Below are 20,324 nucleotides of genomic sequence, written 5' to 3' on the forward strand. Positions count from 1 at the left end.
TCATTTGGCGCCGAGCCATTTGCGGGCGGCGTCCTGGGCCTTGGCGCGATCCTCGGGGCTGAGCTGCGCCTGGGCCTCGTCCAGCATCAAATCGCCCTTGCCGGAGGTCTTGGCCACGAGGTGCCATTTGATCGCCTCGACGGGATTGCGCGGCGCGCCCTGGCCGCTCAGCAGCACATGCGCCAGCCGGTTCTGGGCGATCGGGTTGTTGGCCTGCGCGGCCTTGCGCAGCAGCGCCACAGCGGCCGGCTCGTTCTTCGGCGTTCCGGTGCCGTTGAAGAGAGCGATGGCGTATTCCACCTCGGCGGCGACATTGCCGGCCACAGAGGCCGCCTGCAGCAGCCGCACCGATTGCTCGACATTCTTCTCGACCCCGGTGCCCTCCTTGTAGAAGGTCGCCAGCGCGTATTGGGCCTCGGGATTGCCGGCATCGGCAGCGACCCGCAGCAGCTCCGCCGCGCGTCGCACGTCCTGCGGGAAGGTCTGGCCGTCGAGATACAGCAGCGCCAGATTATAGGCCGCCTTCGGCTCGCCGAGCTTGGCCGAGGAGGCCAGCCATTTGGCCGCTTCCTCGCGGTTCGCCGGTCCGCCGCCGCGACCCGCCATGCGGGCCATTGCCAGCGCGAACATCGCCTCGCGGTCGCCGAGATCGGCCGCGCGCCTGTACCACTCCACGGCCTTGTTGTAGTCGCGCTTGGTGCCGAGCGCGTTGGCGTAGAGCTCGCCCAGCATGGTCATCGCCTTGGGGTCGCCCAGCTCCTGGGCGCGCTTCATCGCCAGATCGAACGCGGTCTTGTAGAAGCCGCGCTGATACGCGCCATACACCAGGTCGACATTGGGATCGTCGGCGGCCGCATCGCCATCCGCGGGCGTGCCGGGCTTTGCGGCGCCGGCCTTGTCGGCGGCGGGCTTTTTGGCCTTGTCCTTATCGGCGGGCGCGGCGGCTTTGGGCGCCGGGGCCGGCTTGGGCTTCGGCTTCTCCGGCTCGATCGGCTTCGGAAACGGATTGGGCGGCGGCGGGGTCAGCGACAACTGCGCCGACGCGCCGGTGGCGAACAGCAGCACGGCTGCAGCGAGCGAAAACGGGCGCAGCGATTTCATCGATCATCCCTGCGAGGCTGGGGTGGCCGTGCCGGCTGCCGCGTAGCCGCGCTTCAGCGCCGCTTCGGCCTCCGCCAAGGCGGCCGCCTCGGCGCCCGGTTCGGTCCAGACGAAATCGCCCACCAGCACGAAATCCGCGCCGGCGGCGGCGAATTCCTCGACCTCGTCCGGCGACAGCGCATAGCCGACGCAGGGCGGCTCGAACAGTTCGGCCCACCAGTTCAGCCGTTCGGCAATCGCTTCCGGCGACGGCCGGGTGCCGTCTTCGGCCGGCTCGCCGAACAGCACATAGTCGGCGCCGGCTTCGCCGGCGACCATCGACTCGTGACGGGTCGGCAGACCGCCGACGCCGGCGATCCGCGACGGCTGCAATTGCGGCAGCCACTCCTTCATGTCGGCGAGGCCCGTCAGATGGGCCCCGTCGGCGCCACCGCGCGCCACCAGATCGGCATGGCCGTCCAGCAGCAGCGCGGCGCCGGCCGCCTGCACCACGCCCGCCACCGCCTTGACCCGCGAGATCAGCGTCCTCGGATCGGACGGTGCCAGCCGCAGCAACACCGCCGCGATATCGGCGGCGGCGAGCAGGCGGGGCAGCGCCGCGAGCAGGGGGGCGGGATCGGCGAGAGCCGGCGTCGCGAGATACAGACGCGGCGCCGGGCGGGGCGGGGCAGGCTTGGCGGCCATCGAGGCTATGCGGCTTTCTTGCTTTCCAGGTCGGAGCTCCACTCGCCCTTGCTGGCGAGCGAATTCATCTTGGCCCGGTGAGTGAACGCGGCCTGACCGGCCGCGACGTTATCGGCCTTGCCGGACCAGGCCTTCTGCGGCGCGGCCTGCAGGGCACGGCCGTAGGAGAAGGTCAGGCCCCAGGGCAGGCCGCCGATCTTGTTCATGGCGTCGAGATGCGCGGTGGCTTCCTCGTCCGACTGGCCGCCCGACAGGAAGGCGATGCCCGGCACCGCCGACGGCACGCAGGACTTCAGCAGCTTGACGGTCTTCTCGGCGACTTCCTGCACCGACGCCTGCTTGGCGGACTTCTTGCCGGCGATCGCCATGTTGGGCTTCAGGATCATGCCCTCGAGCGCGACGCGCTGGAAGTACAGCTGCTGGAAGGTTTCCTTCAGCACCCATTCGGTCACGTTGTAGCACGTGTCGATGTCGTGGGCGCCGTCCATCAGCACCTCGGGCTCGACGATCGGCACGATCTGCGCCTGCTGGCACAGCGCCGCGTAGCGCGCCAACGCATGCGCATTGGTCATGATCGCCGTATGGGTCGGCACGCCATTGGCGGAATCGATATCGATCACCGCGCGCCACTTCGCGAAGCGGGCGCCCTGCTTGTAGTACTTGTCGAGCCGCTCGGCGAGCTTGTCGAGGCCGACCGTGATGGTCTCGCCGGGGCAGCCCGGCAGCTTCTGGGTGCCTTCGTCGACCTTGATGCCGGGGATGCTGCCGGCCTGCTCGATCAGCTTGACCAGCGGCGTGCCGTCGGCGGCGTTCTGCCAGATCGTCTCGTCGTACAGGATGACGCCCGAGATGTACTGGCTCATCGCTTCCTTGGAGCGAAACATCATCTCGCGATAGTCGCGGCGGTTGGTCTCGGTGGATTCGACGCCGATCACGTCGAACCGCTTCTTGATGGTCCCGGAGGATTCGTCGGCCGCAAGAATGCCCTTACCGGGCGCGACCATCGCCCGGGCGATCTTGTTGAGGTCGGCGAGGTTCATCAACGTCTCTCCTATGAGGTGTTCTTGTTGGTTGGAAGGCAGTGGACACGTGTCTTAGACGAAAGCCGAGATGAGCGTCTTAGACAATGCCCAGGAAAATGGCGAGGGCACGATTGACCGCGGTCATTTCCTCGGGGGAGAGGCGGCCGATCCGCGAACCGATCCGGCGAGGCGCGACAGCCGTGATCTTGTCCACCATGATCTGAGACAGGTGCCGCAAGCCGTTATCCGAAGTCGGCTCGACTGCGATGCGGACCACGTCAATATCTCGTAATTCCGTGGTCAGCGGGAGAACCACGACCGAGGGGATTTGATCGAAATCCTCGTGCTGGACGACGACGGCAGGCCTGGGCTTGCCATAGTCGCCTTGCATCGCCACCAGAACGACGTCGCCTCGTGTCACTTCCAGCCTTCTGGATCGAACCAGTCTTCAATTTCCGCCAGAATCTGTTGTTCGTGAGGATCGTTCGCGATCAGTTGGCACTGCCGCCTGATCTCGGCCTTCCATTCGGGCGACTTGTAGTTTTCGGGAACCCAGATCGTCACCGGCTTCAGCCCCATCGCCTTCATCTTCTCGCGGTGGCGGCGGACACGTTCGGCGCTGGCGCTTCGCGGCCTTGTGGCCTTATCGGCTGCGGCGGGATGCTTGCTCTTGGCAGGCTTGTCGACCTTCTTATCCATGGAATGCCTCCATCCGGAGCGTTACATGTAACGCAAACATAGGCTCCGGACGGCGAGGTCGCAAGCCGGCGCTGGCGCGCCGGCTCAGGGTCACTTCACCCGCAGCACCTCGACGCCGGGAAGCGGCTTGCCTTCCATCCACTCCAGGAATGCGCCGCCGGCGGTCGAGATGTAGGTGAAGTCGTCGGCCGCGCCGGCGTGGTTGAGCGCCGCGACGGTGTCGCCGCCGCCGGCGACCGAGATCAGCTTGCCGGCCTTGGTGCGCTTGGCGGCGTGCTTGGCGGCTTCCACCGTTCCCTTGTCGAACGGCGTCAGCTCGAAGGCGCCGACCGGGCCGTTCCAGACCAGCGTGGCGGCGTCGTCGATCGCGGAATGGATGCGCTCGATCGAGCGCGGGCCGACGTCGAGGATCATGGCATCGTCGGGGATCGCGTCGAGCCCGTAGGCAAAGGACGGCGCGTTGGCCTCGAAGTGATACGCCACGGTGGCATCGACCGGCAGGATGATGGCGCAGTTGGCGGCCTCGGCCTTGGTCATGATCCGCAGCGCGGTCTCGGCCAGGTCCTTCTCGCACAGCGACTTGCCGACCTTGACGCCCTGGGCGTGCAGGAAGGTGTTGGCCATGCCGCCGCCGATCACCAGCGCCTGCACCTTGGTGACGAGGTTTTCCAAAAGGTCGATCTTGCTCGACACCTTGGCGCCGCCGACGATCGCGATCACCGGCTTGGTCGGCGCTTCCAGCGCCTTGTTCAGCGCGACCAGTTCGGCCTGCATGGTGCGGCCCGCATAGGCCGGCAGCTTGTGGCCGAGGCCTTCGGTGGTGGCGTGGGCGCGGTGCGCAGCCGAGAACGCGTCGTTGACCCAGATGTCGCCGAGCTCGGCGAGCTTGGCGACGAACGCCGGATCGTTCTTCTCTTCCTCGGGATGGAAGCGGGTGTTCTCGAGGCACAGGATGTCGCCGTCGGCCATCGCGGCGATCGCCTTGGCGGCGGGCTCACCGACGCAGTCCGTGGCGAACGCGACCGGCTTCTTGATCACCTCGGCGAGCGCGGCGGCGACCGGCTTCAGCGAGTTCTTGTCGTCCCGTCCCTTCGGCCGGCCGAAATGCGCCAGCAGGATCACCTTGCCGCCCTTGCCGGCGATCTCGGTGATGGTCGGCGCGACACGGTCGAGCCGCGTCGTGTCGGTCACCTTGCCGGCTTCCATCGGCACGTTGAGATCGACGCGGAGCAGGACGCGTTTGCCTTTGACATCGACGTCGTCGAGGGTGCGGAACGATTTGGTCATGATGAACCCTGTGCGTGGGGCCCATCCTTCGAGACGCCTCGCTGCGCTCGGCTCCTCAGGATGAGGCTTACGAAAGTGGCGCGGAGAGCTAGCCCCCCGCGCCCTGTCTGGATCCTCATGGTGAGGAGCGGGCGAAGCCCGCGTCTCAAACCATGAGACGACGTCTCGTTAGTTCGTCAGATCAGCTTGCCAATCGCCACGGCGGTGTCGGCCATGCGGTTGGAGAAGCCCCACTCGTTGTCGTACCACGACATCACGCGTACCAGCGTGCCGTTCTGCACTTTGGTCTGGTCCATGTGGAAGGTGGACGAGTGCGGATCGTGGTTGAAGTCGATCGAGACGTTCGGCGCGTCGGTGATGCCGAGGATGCCCTTCAGCTCCTGCGAGGCCGCGCGGCGGATCGCGTCGTTGATCTCTTCCTTGGTGGTGGACTTCTTGGCGATGATCTTGAGGTCGACCACGGAGACGTTCGGGGTCGGCACGCGGATCGCGACGCCGTCGAGCTTGCCCTTCAGCTCGGGCAGCACCAGGCCGATCGCCTTGGCGGCGCCGGTCGAGGTCGGGATCATCGACATCGCCGCAGCGCGGCCGCGGTACAGATCCTTGTGCATGGTGTCCAGCGTCGGCTGGTCGCCGGTGTACGCATGGATCGTGGTCATGAAACCGGTCTCGATGCCGACGGTGTCGTTCAGCACCTTGGCGACCGGGGCCAGGCAGTTCGTGGTGCACGAGCCGTTCGAGACCACCATGTGGTCCTTGGTCAGGGTGTCGTGGTTGACGCCATAGACGATGGTCGCATCCGCGCCGTCCGACGGAGCCGAGACGAGCACGCGCTTGGCGCCGGCGGTCAGCAGCGCGGCGGCCTTGTCGCGCGCCGTGAAGATGCCGGTGCATTCCAGCGCGATATCGACGCCGAGATCCTTGTAGGGCAGCTGCGACGGGTCCTTGATGGCCGTCACCTTGATCTTGCCGCGACCGGCATCGATCGTATCGCCGTCGACCTTCACTTCGTGCGGGAAGCGGCCGTGCACCGAGTCGAAGCGCAGCAGATGGGCGTTGGTCTCGACCGGACCGAGATCGTTGATCGCAACGACTTCGATGTCCTTACGGCCGGACTCGTAGATCGCCCGCAGAACGTTGCGGCCGATACGGCCAAACCCATTGATCGCGACCCGGACTGCCATCCAATTTCTCCTCGGTGCTAATGATACTCAATTGTTGTGGGGAGAGGGGTTCCCCGTACTTGTGCGGTGTCATGCCCTGAATGCACCGCACTTGCAATGCGCTCGTTTGTCGAATCTCCCCAGCGCCTTACTTGGCGCCGAGGCGGCTCGTCGCGGCCTCGACAACCGCCTCGGCGGTAATGCCGAAGTGCTTGTAAAGGTCCTTGGCGGGGGCGCTGGCGCCGAAGCCGGTCATGCCGACAAAACCGCCCTCCGGGCCGATGATCGCATCCCAGCCGAACCGCACCGCGGCCTCGATCGCGACCTTCACCGGCGTGTCGCCGATGATCGCCTTCCGCGTCGCGGCATCCTGCTGCAGCAGTAGGTCGAGCGACGGCACCGACACCACGCGGGCGGCGATGCCCTTGTCGGCCAGCAGCTTGTGCGCCGCGACCGCGATCTCGACTTCGGAGCCGGTGGCGAAGATCGTCACCTGGGCCTTGCCGCTCGCAGGCACCAGCTCATAGCCGCCCTTGGCGCAGAGGTTGTCGTCGGACTTGGTGGCGCGCACCGGCGTCAGGTTTTGCCGCGACAGCGCCAGCACGGTCGGGCCCTGGGTATTCTCCAGCGCGAGCTGCCAGCATTCGGCGGTCTCGACCGGATCCGCCGGACGGAAAACCCGCATGTTCGGCATCGCGCGCAGCGAGGCGAGGTGCTCGACCGGCTGATGGGTCGGGCCGTCTTCGCCGAGCCCGATCGAGTCGTGGGTCATGATGTAGACCACCGGCACATGCGACAGCGCCGCGATCCGCATCGAGGGGCGCGCGTAGTCGGCGAAGCACATGAAGGTGCCGCCGGCTGGCGCGAAGCCGCCATGCATCGCGATGCCGTTCATCGCCGCCGCCATGCCCATCTCGCGGATGCCGTAGTGGATATACCGCCCGCTGAAATCATCCGGCGTGACGTCCTTGGCATGCTTGGTGCGGGTGTTGTTGGACGGCGTCAGATCGGCCGAGCCGAGCAGCATCTCGGGCACCACCTCGACGATCGCCTCGAGCGCGACTTCGCTGGCCTTGCGGGTGGCGATGGTCTGCGGCTCGGCGACCAGCTTGTCCTTGAGCTTGCGGATCGCGCCGTCCAGCGCCGCCGGGCGCTTGCGGTCGATCACGCGGCGCTGGAATTCGCCGCGCTGCTCGGCCGGCAGCGCCTCGAAGCGGGTCTGCCAGTCGGCGTGGGCCTTGGCGCCCTTGCTGCCGACCTCGCGCCACGCCGACAGCACGTCGTCGGGAATCTCGAACGGGCCGTACTCCCATCCCAGCGCCTTCTTGGCGCCGGCGAGTTCTTCGGCGCCGAGCGGCTCGCCGTGGGCCTTGGAGGTGCCGGCGCGGGTGGGGGCGCCGAAGCCGATCGTGGTCTTGCAGGCGATCATGGTCGGCCGGTCGGAGGCCTGCGCCTTGCGGATCGCGTCGGCGATTGCCTTGTGGTCGTGGCCGTCGATCCGGAACGAATTCCAGCCATGGGCCTGGAAGCGCGCGACCTGGTCGACATTGTCGGTCAGCGTCAGCGGGCCGTCGATCGAGATGCCGTTGTCGTCGTACAGGAAGATCAGCTTCGACAGCTTGAGGTGGCCGGCCAGCGCGATCGCTTCGTGGCTGACGCCTTCCATCAGGTCGCCGTCCGAGCACAGCACGTAGGTGTAGTGATCGACGATCTCGCCGAATTCGGCCGCGAGCAGCCGTTCCGCCAGCGCGGTGCCGACCGACGACGCCACGCCCTGGCCGAGCGGGCCGGTAGTGGTCTCGACCGAGTCGGTGATCGAGTTCTCCGGATGGCCCGGCGTCCGCGAATCCAGCTGGCGGAAATTCTTGATCTGGTCGAGCGTCATCTCCTTGTTGCCGGTCAGATACAGCAACGCGTAGAGCAGCATCGAGCCGTGGCCGGCGGAGAGGATGAAGCGGTCGCGATCCGGCCAATGCGCATCGGCGGCGTCGAACTTCAGGAAGTCGCGCCACAGCACGGCGGCGACGTCGGCGGCACCCATGGGCAGGCCCGGATGGCCGGACTTGGCCTTCTCGACGGCATCCATCGCGAGCGCCCGGATTGCGTTCGCCATACGGGAATGATCGACCTTCGCCATGATGTAACCACCTGAAATCGTGTGTTTGCCAGCGCTCCGCGACTCGGGGCGCAGTGCGGCTCCGGCACAGCCAGAGACACGAACAGGCCGAAAATACCGGGGTGCGAGGGTGGCATAGCACCATGATCAGGCGAGTCCAAGGCGCGCGCCTGGGATCAGCACGAGGACCGTGCTTTGTGGTGCATAGTTGAGCAGCGGCGTTGCGCTCGGCTGCCTTGCTGCGTAAATTTCCTCCTCTAAAGGCTTGTCCAATCGTGGCTTTTATTTGGACGCGTGAAGCTGCGAGGGTCGCGCAACACTATGACGGATCGTCCCGCCCCCGGTTCCATCAGTGCCGATCAGGCTCCGACCGAGATCGTCGCGGCGACGCGTCGTCTTGCCGCGGCGCTCGAGGCGTTGGAGGGGGCGGTGGAGCGGCGCGCCGAAGCGGATCGTGACGAGGACGAGTTGGCGTCGCGGATCCAGGCGCTGGGCGCCGATCGCTCGCGGCTCGCGGACGAGCTCGACGGCTCGCTGGTGCGCACCCGCAAGCTCGAGCGCGCCAATCGCGAGATCGCGCAGCGGCTCGACGCCGCGATCGGCACCATCCGCGCCGTGCTCGACTCCGAGACCGCCGACGAAGAGGAGCCGTCATGACCTCGAAGGATGCGGCGGCCTCCGCCAACCACGTCAGCGTCACCATCAACGGCCGGCAATACCGCATGGCCTGCGAGCCGGGCCAGGAGCCGCAGCTGCTCGGCCTCGCGGACAATCTCGAGAGCCGCATCCAGAGCCTGCGCGGCCGCTTCGGCGAAATCGGTGATGCACGGCTGACGGTGATGGCCGCGCTGATGATGGCCGACGAACTACTCGACGCCCACGGCCGCCTCGCCACGCTGCAGCAGGAAGTCGATGCGCTGCGTGAAGATCGCGCACAGTCGATCGACCGCACCGTGACCACCAACCGCGCCGTCGCCGCCGCGCTCAACAGCGCCGCCGAACGCATCGAGCGCACGACGCAAGTGCTGAACCGCACCATCGGCGGCGGCATCGCAATCGGGTAGTCTTTTTTCTTTCTCACAACGCTCGATGGCCCGGGATACTATCGTTTGTCATTCCGGGGCGCGCGTAGCGCGAGCCCGGAATCCATATTCCCGGTGCTTGCGATGGCGTACTACGTCTATCTACTCGCGAGCGGCAAACATGGCACCTTGTACGTCGGCGTGACCAGCGATCTCGTGCGGCGGGTCCATGAGCATCGCATCAAGGCGGTCCCGAGCTTCCCGTCGCGCTATGGCGTCGAGCATCTTGTGTGGTTCGAGATCTACGATGACGCCCTAGCCGCGATTGCACGGGAGAAGCAGTTGAAGAAGTGGCGGCGGGATTGGAAAGTGCGTTTGATCGAGGAGCAAAACCCGGAATGGATCGATCTTTTTCCGGGCATCACCAATTAGCTCAGGGAATATGGATTCCGGGCTCGTTCACTTCGTTCGCGCCCCGGAATGACGGGGCTGGCGATTCTTCACGATCGTCATTCCGGGATGCGCGCCCTTGCGCGCAGGCCCGGAATCCATATCCCCTGTACTCGCGGTGAGGCACTTCCGCCAGAGACGCTGTGCTCAACTGTGCGAATCGGGGTTATGGATTCCGGGCTCGCGCTGCGCGCGCCCCGGAATGACAAACGAGGGGGTGTTGTTGCGTCAGGAAGTGCGTTGTTACTTCCGAAACACCGCCACCAGCTCGACATGCGGCGTGTACTTGAACTGATCGACCGGGGTCACCTTTTCCAGCCGGTAGCCGCCGTCGATCAGCAGGCGGGCGTCGCGGGCGAAGGTGGTGGCGTTGCAGGAGACGGCGATGATCAGCGGCACCTTGCTGGCCGCGAGCTGTGCCGCCTGCGCTTGCGCGCCCTGTCGGGGCGGGTCGAATAAGACAGCGTCGAAGTCAAGTAATTCCGGCGGCGCCAGCGGGCGGCGGAACAGGTCGCGGGCTTCCGCCTTGATCGGCTTCAGGCCGGGCGTCGCCTGCGCGGCCTTCTGCAGCGCCGCCACCGCCGGCGCATCGCTGTCGCAGGCGAACACCCGCGCTTTCGTGGCCAGCCGCAGCGCGAACGGGCCGACGCCGCAGAACAGGTCGGCGATCAGCTTGGCGCGCTTGATCTCCGCCAGCGCCAAATCCGCGAGCGTCTGCTCGCCGAGCGCCGTTGCCTGCAGGAACGCGCCGGGCGGCAGCGTCACGCGAGCAGTGCCGATCATCACGGTCGGCGGCATCCGCATCAGCACCAGTTCGCCGTGCCGCGTCAGCCGCGCCAGGCGATGGTGCTCGGCGAGCTTCGACAGCGCCGTGACCAGCCGCGGCGGCAGCGGCCCGGAGCCGCGCACGTCCACATCGAGGCCGTTTTCCGCGGCGGTGACCTGGATGTCGAGCGGCTTGCCGACCGGTGTGAGCGCTTCCGCCAGCGCCCACGCCGCCTCGATCGCGCCGTGCAGCGCCGGGTCGAGGATCGGGCAGGCATCGATCGCCACCACGTCGTGACTGGCCGCGGCGCTGAAGCCGACCTTCAGCACGTCGTGCGTGCCTCTGCGCGCATGCAGCGTGATACGGCGGCGGCCGGCGCCGTGGGCGTCGATCAGCGGTTCGACCGCGCAGTCGATCTTCGCCTGCGCCAGCGTCTCGATCACCAGATTGCGCTTCCAGGCGCGATACGCGTCGTCCTGCCAGTGCTGGGTCGCGCAGCCGCCGCAGACGCCGAAATGCGGGCAGAACGGCGCGATCCGTTCGGGACTGGCGACGTCGACCCGCAGCAGCTTGCGGCGGTCCGGATGACCCGAGACCAGCGCGGTCTCGACCGTCTCGCCGCTCAGCGCGTAGGGCACATAGATGGCGCCGCCGCCGGCGTGGCTGACGCCGTCGCCGCGGTGGCCGACGTGATCGATCTTGAGAACTTCATTCATGCCGAAACGGTATAGCGCGTTGCGGCCCGCCCTACACCTGTGCGTCTCGACAAATCGCCGCTGCGGCTAGGCACTCGGCAGCGCGGTGCGGCTGAGCAGATGGAAGCGCCACACCAGCAGCACGGCGTACACCACCAGCCCGATCGCCAGCCCGATCCAGACGCCGAACGGGCCGAACCCGGCGGTGAAGCCGAGCAGCCAGCAGCACGGAAACGCGATCACCCAGAAACCCAGCACCGCGAACAGCAGCGGCACGCGGGTGTCGTTGCGGCCGCGCAGCGCGCCGTTGGCGACCACCTGCAGGCCGTCGGCGATGAAGAAGCTGGCGCCGACGATCAGCAGCGCCGCCGTCAGCTCCGCGGTCGCGGCCGACTGCGCGCTGTCGCCGAGGAACAGGTGCGGGATCTGGTGCCGCGTCAGCGCCACCAGCAGCGTCATCGCCGCCATGAAGACTAGGCCGAGCGTGATCGCCGCGAAGCCGGCGCGGCGCGCGCCTTCCGCATCGGCGCGGCCGATCGCATGCCCGACCCGCACGGTGGCGGCGATCGAGATGCCCATCGGCACCATGAACATGATCGCGGCGATTTGCAGGGCGATCTGGTGCGCGGCGAGCGCGGTGGTGCCGAACTTGCCCATCAGCAGCGCGGCGGCGCCGAACACGCCGTATTCCAGCACGGAGGCGCCGGAAATCGGCAGGCCGAGATGCAGCAGCCGGCCCATCAGCGGCCCGTCGAACCGCCACAGCTCGCCGAACACCTGATACTTCCGAAACGGCCGCATGGTGACGCAGACGATCGCAGCGGCCACACACATCGCGACCGCGACGATCGCGGTGGCGAGGCCGGCTCCGAAAATGCCGAGCTGCGGCAGGCCGTAGCCGCCATGGATCAGCCAGTAGGCGAGGCCGAGATTGATCGGGATCGCCGCCAACATGATCCACAGCGCCGGCTCCGGCCGGTTCACCGCCCCCATGAAGCCGCGCAGCGCGATGAACAGCCAGGACGGCAGCAGCGACCAGGCGAGGCCGTCGAGATACAGGCCGGCCAGCTTCGCCGTGGCGGGATCCTGGCCGAGCCCGAGCAGCATCTGTTCGCCGAACAACTGGACCAGCGTCAACGGCACGCCGGCGATCACCGTCGCCCACAGCCCGACGCGCAGCGCGGCGCGCACCTGCCGCGGATTGCGCGCGCCGACCGCCTGCGCGGCCAGCGGCGTCACCGCCGAGACCAGGCCGAGTCCCATGGTGAAGGTCGCGAACAGGACCGTATGGGCGAGCGCGGCCGCGGCGACGGACTGGTCGCCGAGCCGGCCGATCAGCGCCAGGTCGGTGGTCATCATGGCGATCTGGCCAAGCTGGGTCAGCGCCATCGGCGCTGCAAGCCACAGCGTCTCGATGACTTCCGTCCGCCACGCAGACGATTTCGCCGGCGCAAACGCGCCGGCGGTGACTTCCGAGCCAGGGTGGGTCATGGCGCGCACCATAGCCGAACTTACGGCGGGAGTAAGACTGGGTGGTTACGGGCTAATTGCCGCGTCGCGCACCGAGGAAGAACTCGGTGTTGCCGTCGCCGCCCGCGATCGACGAGGCGAAAACCTCGATATCGGTGCAGCCGAGCGAGGCGGCGTAAGCCGTGATGTCGTCGATCACCGCGCGATGCGCCTTGGCGTCGCGGACGATGCCGTGCTTCGACGGCACCTCGAATTGCGGCTTGATCAGCGCCAGCAGACTCATCGGCGCGGCGGCGAGCGACAACGCGGCGGGCAGCACCAATTTCAGCGAGATGAAGCTGGCGTCGATCACCACCACGTCGGGCCGTTGCGGCAGCCGCTTGCCTTCCAGGCTGCGAATGTCGGTGGCTTCCATCGACACGATCTTGGAATGCCCGCGCAGCGACGGATGCAATTGATCGCGGCCGACATCGACCGCGAACACCAGCGCCGCGCCCTCGGCCAGCAGCACCTCGGTGAAGCCGCCGGTGGAGGAGCCGACATCGAGGCAGACATGATCCTCGATCTCGATCGGGTAGCGCTCCAGCGCGCCCGCGAGCTTGACGCCGCCGCGCGACACCCAGGGATGCGCCGGCTCGGCCTGCAGGGCTGCATCGAGCGCGATCGGTTCGGAGACTTTGCTGACCTGCTTGCCGTCCGCAAACACCAGCCCGGCCTCGATCGCCGCTTGCGCCCGCGCCCGGCTTTCGAAAAGGCGGCGTTCGACGAGGACGACGTCGGCGCGCTTGCGGGGCGGAGAGTCGGGGGCTTTGGCCATGATCAGGTCGCTAGCCGCGGCAGCCGCTGCGCCGCGATCTGCACACAGCTCTCGAATGCGGCGAGGTCGTGCCAGAGATCGGCAGGCGCGCTGCGCGGCGTCACCAGCGGCGCGCCGTGCAGATCGAGACAATGGATCAGCATCAGATTGTCGGGCAGGCCGAAATCCTCCACCGCGAGTCCATCGGCGCCGATCAGCAGGCCGTCGCGGTTGCTGATCGTCTCGAACCGCGCGACGCGGTCGACGTAGGTGGCCGGATCGTTCGAATAGCCCAGCACCAGCTTGCTGCGGCCGGCCATGTAGCCGAGTTCGTACACCGTACCGGCATCGGCACTCGGCCCGCGAAACGGCGTCAGATTGGCGATGATCGCATCGGCCCGGTCCATCATCGCCTCGTTGCCGCGAAAGATCTGCAGCGACGCATCATGCGCCGCGAGCGCGACGGCATTGTCGAGCGGGAACAGACCGGTCAGCCCATAGCGGGCGCAGAGTTCGGCCTTGCGCCGCCCCATATCGAGCGCGTCGGGCAGGAAGACGTCGGGACCGGCGAGATAGATGTTCATTGCGCAAAGCAAATGGCTGTGCCCCGGACGCTGCGCAGCGCGCCGCGCAGCGGCGTGGTGCGCTGCAGATCCGGGGTCCCGATTGAGGGGCGCAGAAACCGGGGTCCCGGATCCGCGCAGCGGCACGAGGTGCCGCAGCTTGTCCGGGACACGGATCGGGTCGGAGCTTACGCCAGCTTCGACGTCTCGGCCGCGACGTCCTTGCCGAGGGTCTCGAACACCTTCTTGACGATCGCCTTGGCGTCGAGGCCGGCGCGGGCGTACATCGCGGCGGGGGTATCGTGGTCGAGGAAGACGTCGGGCAGCACCATCGAGCGCATCTTCACTTCGCCGTCGAGCTTGCCGTGTTCGGCGAGCGCCTGCATCACGTGGCTGCCGAAGCCGCCGATCGAGCCTTCCTCGATGGTGATCAGGATCTCGTGGTCGTTGGCGAGCTTCAGCACCATGTCCAGGTCGAGCGGCTTCATGAAGCGCGCGTCGGCCACGGTGGTGGAGAGGCCGAGCGTCGCCAGCTCTTCGGCGGCCTTCTCGCACTCGGCGAGCCGGGTGCCGAACGACAGCAGCGCGACCTTGTTGCCCTGACGGACGATACGGCCCTTGCCGATTTCCAGCGGAATGCCGACTTCCGGCATCTCGACGCCGCGGCCTTCGCCGCGCGGATAGCGCACCGCGCTCGGCCGGTCGTTGAGCGCCACCTGGGTGGCGACCATGTGGACCAGTTCGGCTTCGTCCGAAGCCGCCATGATCACCAGGTTGGGCAGGCAGCCCAGATAGGCGTTGTCGAACGAGCCCGCATGGGTCGCGCCGTCGGCGCCGACCAGGCCGGCCCGGTCGATCGCGAAGCGGACCGGCAGGTTCTGGATGCAGACGTCATGCACGACCTGGTCGTAGGCGCGCTGCAGGAAGGTCGAGTAGATCGCGCAGAACGGCTTGTAGCCCTCGGTGGCGAGACCGGCCGCGAAGGTGACGGCGTGCTGCTCGGCGATGCCGACATCGAAAGTGCGCTTCGGGAATGCCTTCTCGAAGATGTCGATGCCGGTGCCGGACGGCATCGCGGCGGTGATGCCGACGATCTTGTCGTCCTTCTGGGCTTCCTTGACGAGGCTCTGGCCGAACACGTTCTGATAGGCGGGGGCGTTCGACTTGGCCTTCGACTGCGCGCCGGTGGCGATGTCGAACTTGACCACCGCGTGATACTTGTCGGCCGCGGCTTCTGCGGGGGCGTAGCCCTTGCCCTTCTGGGTCACGACATGGATCAGGAACGGACCGGCGTCGGCGTCGCGGACGTTCTGCAGGATCGGCAGCAGGTGATCGAGGTTGTGACCGTCGATCGGGCCGACATAATAGAAGCCGAGTTCCTCGAACAGCGTGCCGCCGCCCATCATGAAGCCGCGCGAATATTCCTCGGCGCGGGCGGCGCGGTCGGCGATCAGCTTCGGCAGATGCTTGCCGATCTGCTTGCCCGCCTCGCGCAGCGACCGGTAGGTCTTGCCCGAATACAGCCGCGACAGATACGACGACATCGCGCCGACCGGCGGGGCGATCGACATGTTGTTGTCATTGAGAATGACGATAAGGCGGGAGTTCATCGCGCCGGCGTTGTTCATCGCCTCATAGGCCATGCCGGCCGAGATCGAGCCGTCGCCGATCACCGCGATGACGTTGTTCTTGACGCCCGACAGCTCGCTGGCGACCGCCATGCCGAGACCGGCCGAGATCGAGGTCGAGGAGTGGCCGGCGCCGAACGGATCGTAATCGCTCTCGGTGCGCTTGGCGAAGCCCGACAGGCCGCCCGGCGTGCGCAGCGTGCGGATGCGGTCGCGGCGGCCGGTCAGGATCTTGTGCGGATAGGCCTGATGGCCGACGTCCCAGATCAGCCGGTCGCGCGGCGTGTCGAACACATAATGAATGGCGGTGGTCAGCTCGACCACGCCGAGGCCGGCGCCGAAGTGTCCGCCCGTGACCGACACCGCATCGATCGTTTCTTGCCGCAATTCGTCTGCAACCTGTCGAACCTGATCGACTCGAAGCTTGCGGAGGTCTTCCGGCGTGCGGATGGTGTCGAGAAGAGGCGTCTTACTCAATTCGGTCACGGCGATATTCCAGTCTTAACTATGGGGCTGGTGAGGCCCGCGACGAATGGTCCGAACTGTCCGATCTGCGGGAGCCCACCAGGCTTCCGCCTCCTTGGTCAGGAGAAAATCAACGATCGAAAGCGTAAGCTGCGCCTCGATCAGTCGAAATGACCCGGATCACTATAAGTGCGGCAGCACACGTCCACCGAAATTGACAGCTGCCACCAAGCAGGTGTCACCCACGGCGCATAAGCCCATACCCTTACACAAACTTGAATTCAAAGCCAATCAGCGGCTGCCCAACGCTTGGCCGGCCTGCATAAACTTTCGCCGAACAGGGTTGATCCATGCAGTTCCGGCCCAAGTGTTGTGTGTCTGCCACGGGGCTTTGGGTTCGATCGAGGCGCCAAGGGAGCAATTTGACACCCGGGGACCTGTCGATTTGCTGAACAGCCCGATTATTGAACGTCGAGCGGCTCGGTTCCGCTGGGCTGGCCGCTGGCGTCGGTGGTAATTTTGTCAACGCGGGCTTCCGCCTGCCGCAGCAGGTCCTCGCAACGCCGCTTAAGTGCTTCTCCGCGCTCGTAAATTGCCACGGATTCCTCGAGCGGAACCTTGCCGTCCTCAAGCCGCTTGACGATCGTTTCGAGCTCCTCGATCGCGCGCTCGAAGCTGAGCTTTTTGACATCGGCGGGGGCGTCGGCCATCGGCGGCTCCTGGATGCGCCGCGGCGCGGCCGGCGGCGGAGGTATGTCGTGGGGGCAGTGAGGGGCGCCTCAGGCGCCCATCAGGGCGCCGACATGGGCGGCGACCGATTCACTCAGGCCCTGCAAGTCATACCCGCCCTCGAGCACCGAGACAATGCGGCCCCCGGCGGTCTTGTCGGCGACGTCCATCAGCTTCTGCGTGACCCAGGCGAAGTCTTCGGCCTTCAGGTTGAGGCTGGCCAGTGGGTCGCGATAATGCGCGTCGAAGCCGGCCGAGATCACGATCAGTTCCGGGGCGAAGCGTTCGAGCTGCGGCAGGATCGCGGTCTCGAAGGCGAAACGGAACTCCTTGCCGCCGTCCTCGGAGGCCAGTGGGGCGTTGACGATGTTGTCGTGCTCGCCGCGCTCGGTGGCCGAGCCGGTGCCGGGGAACAGCGGCATCTGATGGGTCGAGCAGTACATCACGGTGCGGTCGCCCCAGAAGATGTCCTGCGTGCCGTTGCCGTGATGCACGTCGAAGTCGACCACGGCGGCGCGCTCGATGCCGTATTTGCGCTGGGCGTAGCGCGCGGCGATTGCTGCATTGCCGAAGAAGCAGAATCCCATCGGCTTGGTGACTTCGGCATGATGGCCGGGCGGCCGCGTCGCCACGAAGGCGTTGGAAGCCGTGCCCTTCATCACCGCGTCGACCGCCGACACCGCGCCGCCGACGCCGCGCAGCGCGGCTTCGAAGGTGCCCGGCGACATCGAGGTATCACCATCGACATAGACGATGCCGCTCGACGGCGACATGTGGCGCATCTCGACGATGTGGTGATCGGTGTGACACAGCGCGATGTGTTCGAGCGAGCCGATCGGCGCTTCGCCGCGCGCCAGCGTCGCGAACCGCTCGGCGGTCAGCGTCTTGTTGACGGTGATCAGCCGCTCGGCGCGTTCCGGATGGCCCTCCGGCGTATGATGCTCGAGACACGCAGAATGGGTCAAAAATAACGTGGTCATTCGGGAGCGCCTGAAACGTCCGATCGGAGGAGAGACGACAATATCTGCAGATGAACTTAGTTATCCGCTGCGTTGCGCGGAAGGGCAGCTTAAGGCTTAGAGCATCTTTCGGCAAAGTGGAAACCCCTTCGCCGACAGAAAATGTCACGCGCGATCAGCACGGCGCGTGGTGGAAATCCGCTAACCACGTTTGCGTGATACGCGCGCTCAATTCAGCCGCGCGATCCGATCCTGCGCGGACGGCGCGATCGGGCTGTGCGCCTTGAAATAGCCGAACAGGGCATCGACGTCGTAAACGCCGGTGAGACGCTCGGTGCCTTGCGTGAACGGGACGAAGCCGTCACCGCCGGCCGCCAGATAGGCGTTGACCGTGACGCGATAGCTGCGATCCGCCTCGATCGGCTTGCCGTTCAGCAGCATCCGCTCGGCGACGATGCGGGCGCTAGGCGCGGCGGTATTGTCCCACGTGTAGCTGAAGCCGTTCGACACTTGCAGGATGCGCGGCCGCGCCGGATCCTGCCATTGCAGCTCCAGCGCCGCCTTGAGCTGCGCGCCGGTCAGCGTCATCGTCACCAGCTGATTGCGGAACGGCTGCGCGGCGAACACGTCGCCGAACGTCACCCGGAATGGGGCTTCGCCGTGCGCTGCGCCGTTGATATCGGCACGCAGGCCGCCCGGATTGGTGATCGCGATCTCGGCGCCGCCGGTCTCGGGATCGCGCGTCGCGGCGAGCTGGGCGTCGGCGACGAGATCGCCGAGCGCGCTTTCGCCGGCCGCATTCGGCACGCGCGACAGCGCCGCCGTGACGGCGCCGGCCGGCCGCGCCGCGATCGGCCCGGCGAGCTTGTTGTAGGCCTTGATCAGCTCGGTCTGCGCCGGATCCTTGGCGAGCGAGGTGTGCACGATGACGTTGTCGGCCCTGGCGCGGACGATATCGCGCGTCGCCGGATCGAGCGTCAGGTCGATCGCCGTGACCAGCGTGCCGTATTTGTCGCCGCTGGTGACCAGCCGGCCGTCGATCGTGCAGGTGTAGGCGCGGTGGGTGTGGCCGCTGATCACCAGGTCGACGGCCTTGTCGAACTTCTTGACGATCTCGACGATCGGCCCGGAAATCCCCGGGCAGTCGTTGATGCCGCCGGTCGGAAAGCCGCCTTCGTGGATCAGCACCACGATCGCCTCGACGCCGCGCGCCTTCAGCTCGGCCACCTGCGCGTTGACGGCCTCGGCTTCGTCGAGAAATTTCAGGCCAGCAACGCCCGGCGGCGACACCATCGTCGGCGTCGCCTTCAGCGTCAGGCCGATGAAGGCGACCGGAATACCTCCGAACTCGCGGATCGCATAAGGCGGCAGGATCGATTTGCCTGTGGCGGTGTCGATCGTCGATGCCGCGAGGTACTGGAATTTTGCGCCGGTAAATGGATGTGGGCCGAGGCAACCATCGACCGGATGACAGCCGCCATTCTGCATCCGCAGCAGTTCGGTCTTGCCTTCGTCGAACTCGTGATTGCCGACGGCCGACAGCGCCAGCCCCATCAGCGACATCGACTCGATGGTCGGCTCGTCATGAAACATCGCCGACAGAAACGGACTGGCGCCGATCAGATCGCCGGCCGCGACGAAGATGCTGTTGGCGTGTCCCTCGCGCAACTGCTTGACGAGCGTCGCCATGTGCTCGGCGCCGCCGGCCGGTACGTGGACGGTCTTGGCCGGGTCCGCCGGGTCGGGCGTGACGAGGCCGCCGGACGGCGGCTGCAGATAGCCGTGGAAGTCGTTGATCGCGAGGATCCGCACATCCACCGGCTTGGCGTCCTCCGCCATGACCGATGCGGGGACCGCTGCCAGCACGGCGGCGACAGCGAGATAATGGAGACGAAGCAGCATGGCGGGTCCGGCGAGTTGCGACAGCGGGGCATCGCCCAGTCGCTTCCGTCTGGCAATCGGATTCTTGCGACTGCCCGGCGCGGCCAACCGCCGCTGGATACCATTTTCCGCGCAGCTCTTGAGCAAGCGCAAATCGGCCCTGAAACTGCCGTGGTGATCTCGGTCCGCCTGTCGCGCCGCTCGGCGCAACTTTCAGAAAAGGTGATGCATGCGCCGAAAGCCGATCGCGCTCCTCCTCGCCACGCTCCTGATCGCCGGATCGATGTTCGTCGCCGCGCCGCCGCCCGCCGCCGCGCAGCAGGTCGGCGACGCCGTGCGCCCCGGCAACCCGCGCCTCGCGGACCTGATGGAGGCCTCGCAATTGCGCCACATCAAGCTGTGGTTCGCCGGCATTACGGGAAACTGGAAACTCGCCGCCTACCAGACCAAGCAGATCAAGACCCGCCTGCAGGACGCCGCATCGCTCTACCAGAGCCTCCCGGTCAACGACATCACCACCATGGCCAACCCCATCGACGCCGTCACGGCCGCGGTCGCCGCGCAAGACAGCAAGGCGTTCGTCAAAGCCTATGGCGAACTCACCAAGGGCTGCAACTCATGCCATAGCGAGCTGAAGCTCGGCTTCGTCGAGCTCAAGACGCCGGCGATGAATCCGTTCAGCGATCAGGTGTTCGAGGTGAAGAAGAAGTAGTCCGTCACGGCTTCTTCTCGACGATGATCGTCCTGAGCATTTCTTTCGTCATGGCCGGGCTTGTTGTTCAGCCCGGAGACATGACCGACAGGTGTTCGGAGACATAGTCGACACAT

Annotated in this window: 20 protein-coding genes; 4 read left to right on the forward strand and 16 right to left on the reverse strand. The window is 66.6% G+C overall.

Annotated elements, in window-relative coordinates; genetic code table 11:
* The 8 genes from ACFFJ6_RS11465 to tkt all read right to left on the reverse strand — a co-directional run bounded on the left by ACFFJ6_RS11465 (position 1) and on the right by tkt (position 8,093).
* Positions 1–1,101 carry a tetratricopeptide repeat protein gene (locus ACFFJ6_RS11465; protein WP_378387676.1) on the reverse strand — a complete coding sequence of 367 codons (1,101 nt, stop codon included), beginning with the start codon at positions 1,099–1,101 and terminating at the stop codon, positions 1–3.
* A gap of 3 nt (positions 1,102–1,104) precedes the next feature.
* Entirely contained in the window at positions 1,105–1,785 is a 681-nt protein-coding gene (locus tag ACFFJ6_RS11470; RefSeq protein WP_378387678.1) for a thiamine phosphate synthase, read from the reverse strand.
* A 5-nt stretch (positions 1,786–1,790) separates the two neighbouring features.
* The gene (locus ACFFJ6_RS11475; RefSeq protein WP_378387680.1) at positions 1,791–2,825 is read right to left on the reverse strand and encodes a class I fructose-bisphosphate aldolase; all 1,035 of its coding nucleotides are present in this window, start codon (positions 2,823–2,825) and stop codon (positions 1,791–1,793) included.
* Positions 2,826–2,904: 79 nt separating this feature from the next.
* A complete protein-coding gene (locus tag ACFFJ6_RS11480; protein WP_378387682.1) occupies positions 2,905–3,228 on the reverse strand; it encodes a type II toxin-antitoxin system PemK/MazF family toxin in 324 nt (107 codons plus the stop codon).
* A complete protein-coding gene (locus tag ACFFJ6_RS11485; RefSeq protein WP_378387684.1) occupies positions 3,225–3,506 on the reverse strand; it encodes an antitoxin MazE family protein in 282 nt (93 codons plus the stop codon). The genes ACFFJ6_RS11480 and ACFFJ6_RS11485 overlap by 4 nt, the downstream gene beginning before the upstream one ends.
* A gap of 90 nt (positions 3,507–3,596) precedes the next feature.
* Positions 3,597–4,793 (reverse strand): phosphoglycerate kinase, encoded by a 1,197-nt coding sequence (locus ACFFJ6_RS11490; RefSeq protein ID WP_378387686.1) that lies wholly within the window; start codon positions 4,791–4,793, stop codon positions 3,597–3,599.
* A 176-nt stretch (positions 4,794–4,969) separates the two neighbouring features.
* On the reverse strand, positions 4,970–5,977 hold the full coding sequence (gap, locus tag ACFFJ6_RS11495; RefSeq protein ID WP_378387688.1) for a type I glyceraldehyde-3-phosphate dehydrogenase: 1,008 nt from the start codon (positions 5,975–5,977) through the stop codon (positions 4,970–4,972).
* Between the two features lie 127 nt (positions 5,978–6,104).
* Complete coding sequence (tkt, locus tag ACFFJ6_RS11500; protein WP_378387690.1) at positions 6,105–8,093, reverse strand: transketolase; 1,989 nt, start codon at positions 8,091–8,093, stop codon at positions 6,105–6,107.
* Positions 8,094–8,393: 300 nt separating this feature from the next.
* Here tkt and ACFFJ6_RS11505 point away from each other — a divergent pair, with 300 nt between their 5' ends.
* From ACFFJ6_RS11505 to ACFFJ6_RS11515, 3 genes are all read left to right on the forward strand, one after another.
* A complete protein-coding gene (locus ACFFJ6_RS11505) occupies positions 8,394–8,729 on the forward strand; it encodes a DUF4164 domain-containing protein (protein WP_378387692.1) in 336 nt (111 codons plus the stop codon).
* Complete coding sequence (locus ACFFJ6_RS11510; RefSeq protein WP_378387694.1) at positions 8,726–9,136, forward strand: cell division protein ZapA; 411 nt, start codon at positions 8,726–8,728, stop codon at positions 9,134–9,136. The genes ACFFJ6_RS11505 and ACFFJ6_RS11510 overlap by 4 nt, the downstream gene beginning before the upstream one ends.
* A 102-nt stretch (positions 9,137–9,238) precedes the next feature.
* Positions 9,239–9,526, forward strand: a complete 288-nt coding sequence (locus ACFFJ6_RS11515) for a GIY-YIG nuclease family protein (protein ID WP_378387696.1) — start codon at positions 9,239–9,241, stop codon at positions 9,524–9,526.
* A 261-nt stretch (positions 9,527–9,787) separates the two neighbouring features.
* On the opposite strand, the gene ACFFJ6_RS11520 is transcribed toward ACFFJ6_RS11515, so the two are convergent.
* From ACFFJ6_RS11520 to ACFFJ6_RS11555, 8 genes are all read right to left on the reverse strand, one after another.
* Positions 9,788–11,026, reverse strand: a complete 1,239-nt coding sequence (locus tag ACFFJ6_RS11520) for a class I SAM-dependent RNA methyltransferase (RefSeq protein ID WP_378387698.1) — start codon at positions 11,024–11,026, stop codon at positions 9,788–9,790.
* A gap of 66 nt (positions 11,027–11,092) precedes the next feature.
* A complete protein-coding gene (locus ACFFJ6_RS11525; RefSeq protein WP_378387700.1) occupies positions 11,093–12,508 on the reverse strand; it encodes an MATE family efflux transporter in 1,416 nt (471 codons plus the stop codon).
* A 40-nt stretch (positions 12,509–12,548) separates the two neighbouring features.
* A complete protein-coding gene (locus tag ACFFJ6_RS11530; protein WP_378387702.1) occupies positions 12,549–13,292 on the reverse strand; it encodes a TlyA family RNA methyltransferase in 744 nt (247 codons plus the stop codon).
* Positions 13,293–13,294: 2 nt separating this feature from the next.
* Entirely contained in the window at positions 13,295–13,855 is a 561-nt protein-coding gene (locus ACFFJ6_RS11535; RefSeq protein ID WP_378387704.1) for a nucleoside 2-deoxyribosyltransferase, read from the reverse strand.
* A gap of 167 nt (positions 13,856–14,022) precedes the next feature.
* Positions 14,023–15,939, reverse strand: coding sequence for a 1-deoxy-D-xylulose-5-phosphate synthase (gene dxs / locus ACFFJ6_RS11540; RefSeq protein WP_378387739.1), 1,917 nt, complete (start codon positions 15,937–15,939; stop codon positions 14,023–14,025).
* 449 nt (positions 15,940–16,388) lie between these two features.
* Positions 16,389–16,637, reverse strand: coding sequence for an exodeoxyribonuclease VII small subunit (locus ACFFJ6_RS11545; RefSeq protein WP_378387706.1), 249 nt, complete (start codon positions 16,635–16,637; stop codon positions 16,389–16,391).
* A gap of 69 nt (positions 16,638–16,706) precedes the next feature.
* Positions 16,707–17,636 carry a histone deacetylase family protein gene (locus ACFFJ6_RS11550; RefSeq protein ID WP_378387708.1) on the reverse strand — a complete coding sequence of 310 codons (930 nt, stop codon included), beginning with the start codon at positions 17,634–17,636 and terminating at the stop codon, positions 16,707–16,709.
* A 207-nt stretch (positions 17,637–17,843) separates the two neighbouring features.
* A complete protein-coding gene (locus ACFFJ6_RS11555) occupies positions 17,844–19,517 on the reverse strand; it encodes a bifunctional metallophosphatase/5'-nucleotidase (protein ID WP_378387710.1) in 1,674 nt (557 codons plus the stop codon).
* A gap of 208 nt (positions 19,518–19,725) precedes the next feature.
* Between ACFFJ6_RS11555 and ACFFJ6_RS11560 the strand changes: the two genes are divergently transcribed.
* Positions 19,726–20,208: a hypothetical protein gene (locus tag ACFFJ6_RS11560; protein ID WP_378387712.1), complete on the forward strand. Its 483-nt coding sequence runs from the start codon at positions 19,726–19,728 to the stop codon at positions 20,206–20,208.
* Positions 20,209–20,324 lie beyond the last annotated feature (116 nt).

Source organism: Rhodopseudomonas telluris (assembly GCF_042432815.1).
Lineage (GTDB): Bacteria > Pseudomonadota > Alphaproteobacteria > Rhizobiales > Xanthobacteraceae > Rhodopseudomonas > Rhodopseudomonas telluris.

Excerpts from the sequence above, each read along its gene's own strand:
- tkt (WP_378387690.1), bottom strand. The coding sequence starts at position 8,093 with ATGGCGAAGGTCGATCATTCCCGTATGGCGAACGCAATCCGGGCGCTC.
- ACFFJ6_RS11485 (WP_378387684.1), bottom strand. The coding sequence starts at position 3,506 with ATGGATAAGAAGGTCGACAAGCCTGCCAAGAGCAAGCATCCCGCCGCA.
- ACFFJ6_RS11475 (WP_378387680.1), bottom strand. The coding sequence starts at position 2,825 with ATGAACCTCGCCGACCTCAACAAGATCGCCCGGGCGATGGTCGCGCCC.
- ACFFJ6_RS11510 (WP_378387694.1), top strand. The coding sequence starts at position 8,726 with ATGACCTCGAAGGATGCGGCGGCCTCCGCCAACCACGTCAGCGTCACC.
- ACFFJ6_RS11560 (WP_378387712.1), top strand. The coding sequence starts at position 19,726 with ATGCGCCGAAAGCCGATCGCGCTCCTCCTCGCCACGCTCCTGATCGCC.
- ACFFJ6_RS11515 (WP_378387696.1), top strand. The coding sequence starts at position 9,239 with ATGGCGTACTACGTCTATCTACTCGCGAGCGGCAAACATGGCACCTTG.
- ACFFJ6_RS11505 (WP_378387692.1), top strand. The coding sequence starts at position 8,394 with ATGACGGATCGTCCCGCCCCCGGTTCCATCAGTGCCGATCAGGCTCCG.
- ACFFJ6_RS11525 (WP_378387700.1), bottom strand. The coding sequence starts at position 12,508 with ATGGTGCGCGCCATGACCCACCCTGGCTCGGAAGTCACCGCCGGCGCG.
- ACFFJ6_RS11470 (WP_378387678.1), bottom strand. The coding sequence starts at position 1,785 with ATGGCCGCCAAGCCTGCCCCGCCCCGCCCGGCGCCGCGTCTGTATCTC.
- ACFFJ6_RS11535 (WP_378387704.1), bottom strand. The coding sequence starts at position 13,855 with ATGAACATCTATCTCGCCGGTCCCGACGTCTTCCTGCCCGACGCGCTC.
- ACFFJ6_RS11520 (WP_378387698.1), bottom strand. The coding sequence starts at position 11,026 with ATGAATGAAGTTCTCAAGATCGATCACGTCGGCCACCGCGGCGACGGC.
- ACFFJ6_RS11550 (WP_378387708.1), bottom strand. The coding sequence starts at position 17,636 with ATGACCACGTTATTTTTGACCCATTCTGCGTGTCTCGAGCATCATACG.
- ACFFJ6_RS11490 (WP_378387686.1), bottom strand. The coding sequence starts at position 4,793 with ATGACCAAATCGTTCCGCACCCTCGACGACGTCGATGTCAAAGGCAAA.
- ACFFJ6_RS11545 (WP_378387706.1), bottom strand. The coding sequence starts at position 16,637 with ATGGCCGACGCCCCCGCCGATGTCAAAAAGCTCAGCTTCGAGCGCGCG.
- ACFFJ6_RS11555 (WP_378387710.1), bottom strand. The coding sequence starts at position 19,517 with ATGCTGCTTCGTCTCCATTATCTCGCTGTCGCCGCCGTGCTGGCAGCG.
- gap (WP_378387688.1), bottom strand. The coding sequence starts at position 5,977 with ATGGCAGTCCGGGTCGCGATCAATGGGTTTGGCCGTATCGGCCGCAAC.
- ACFFJ6_RS11530 (WP_378387702.1), bottom strand. The coding sequence starts at position 13,292 with ATGGCCAAAGCCCCCGACTCTCCGCCCCGCAAGCGCGCCGACGTCGTC.
- ACFFJ6_RS11465 (WP_378387676.1), bottom strand. The coding sequence starts at position 1,101 with ATGAAATCGCTGCGCCCGTTTTCGCTCGCTGCAGCCGTGCTGCTGTTC.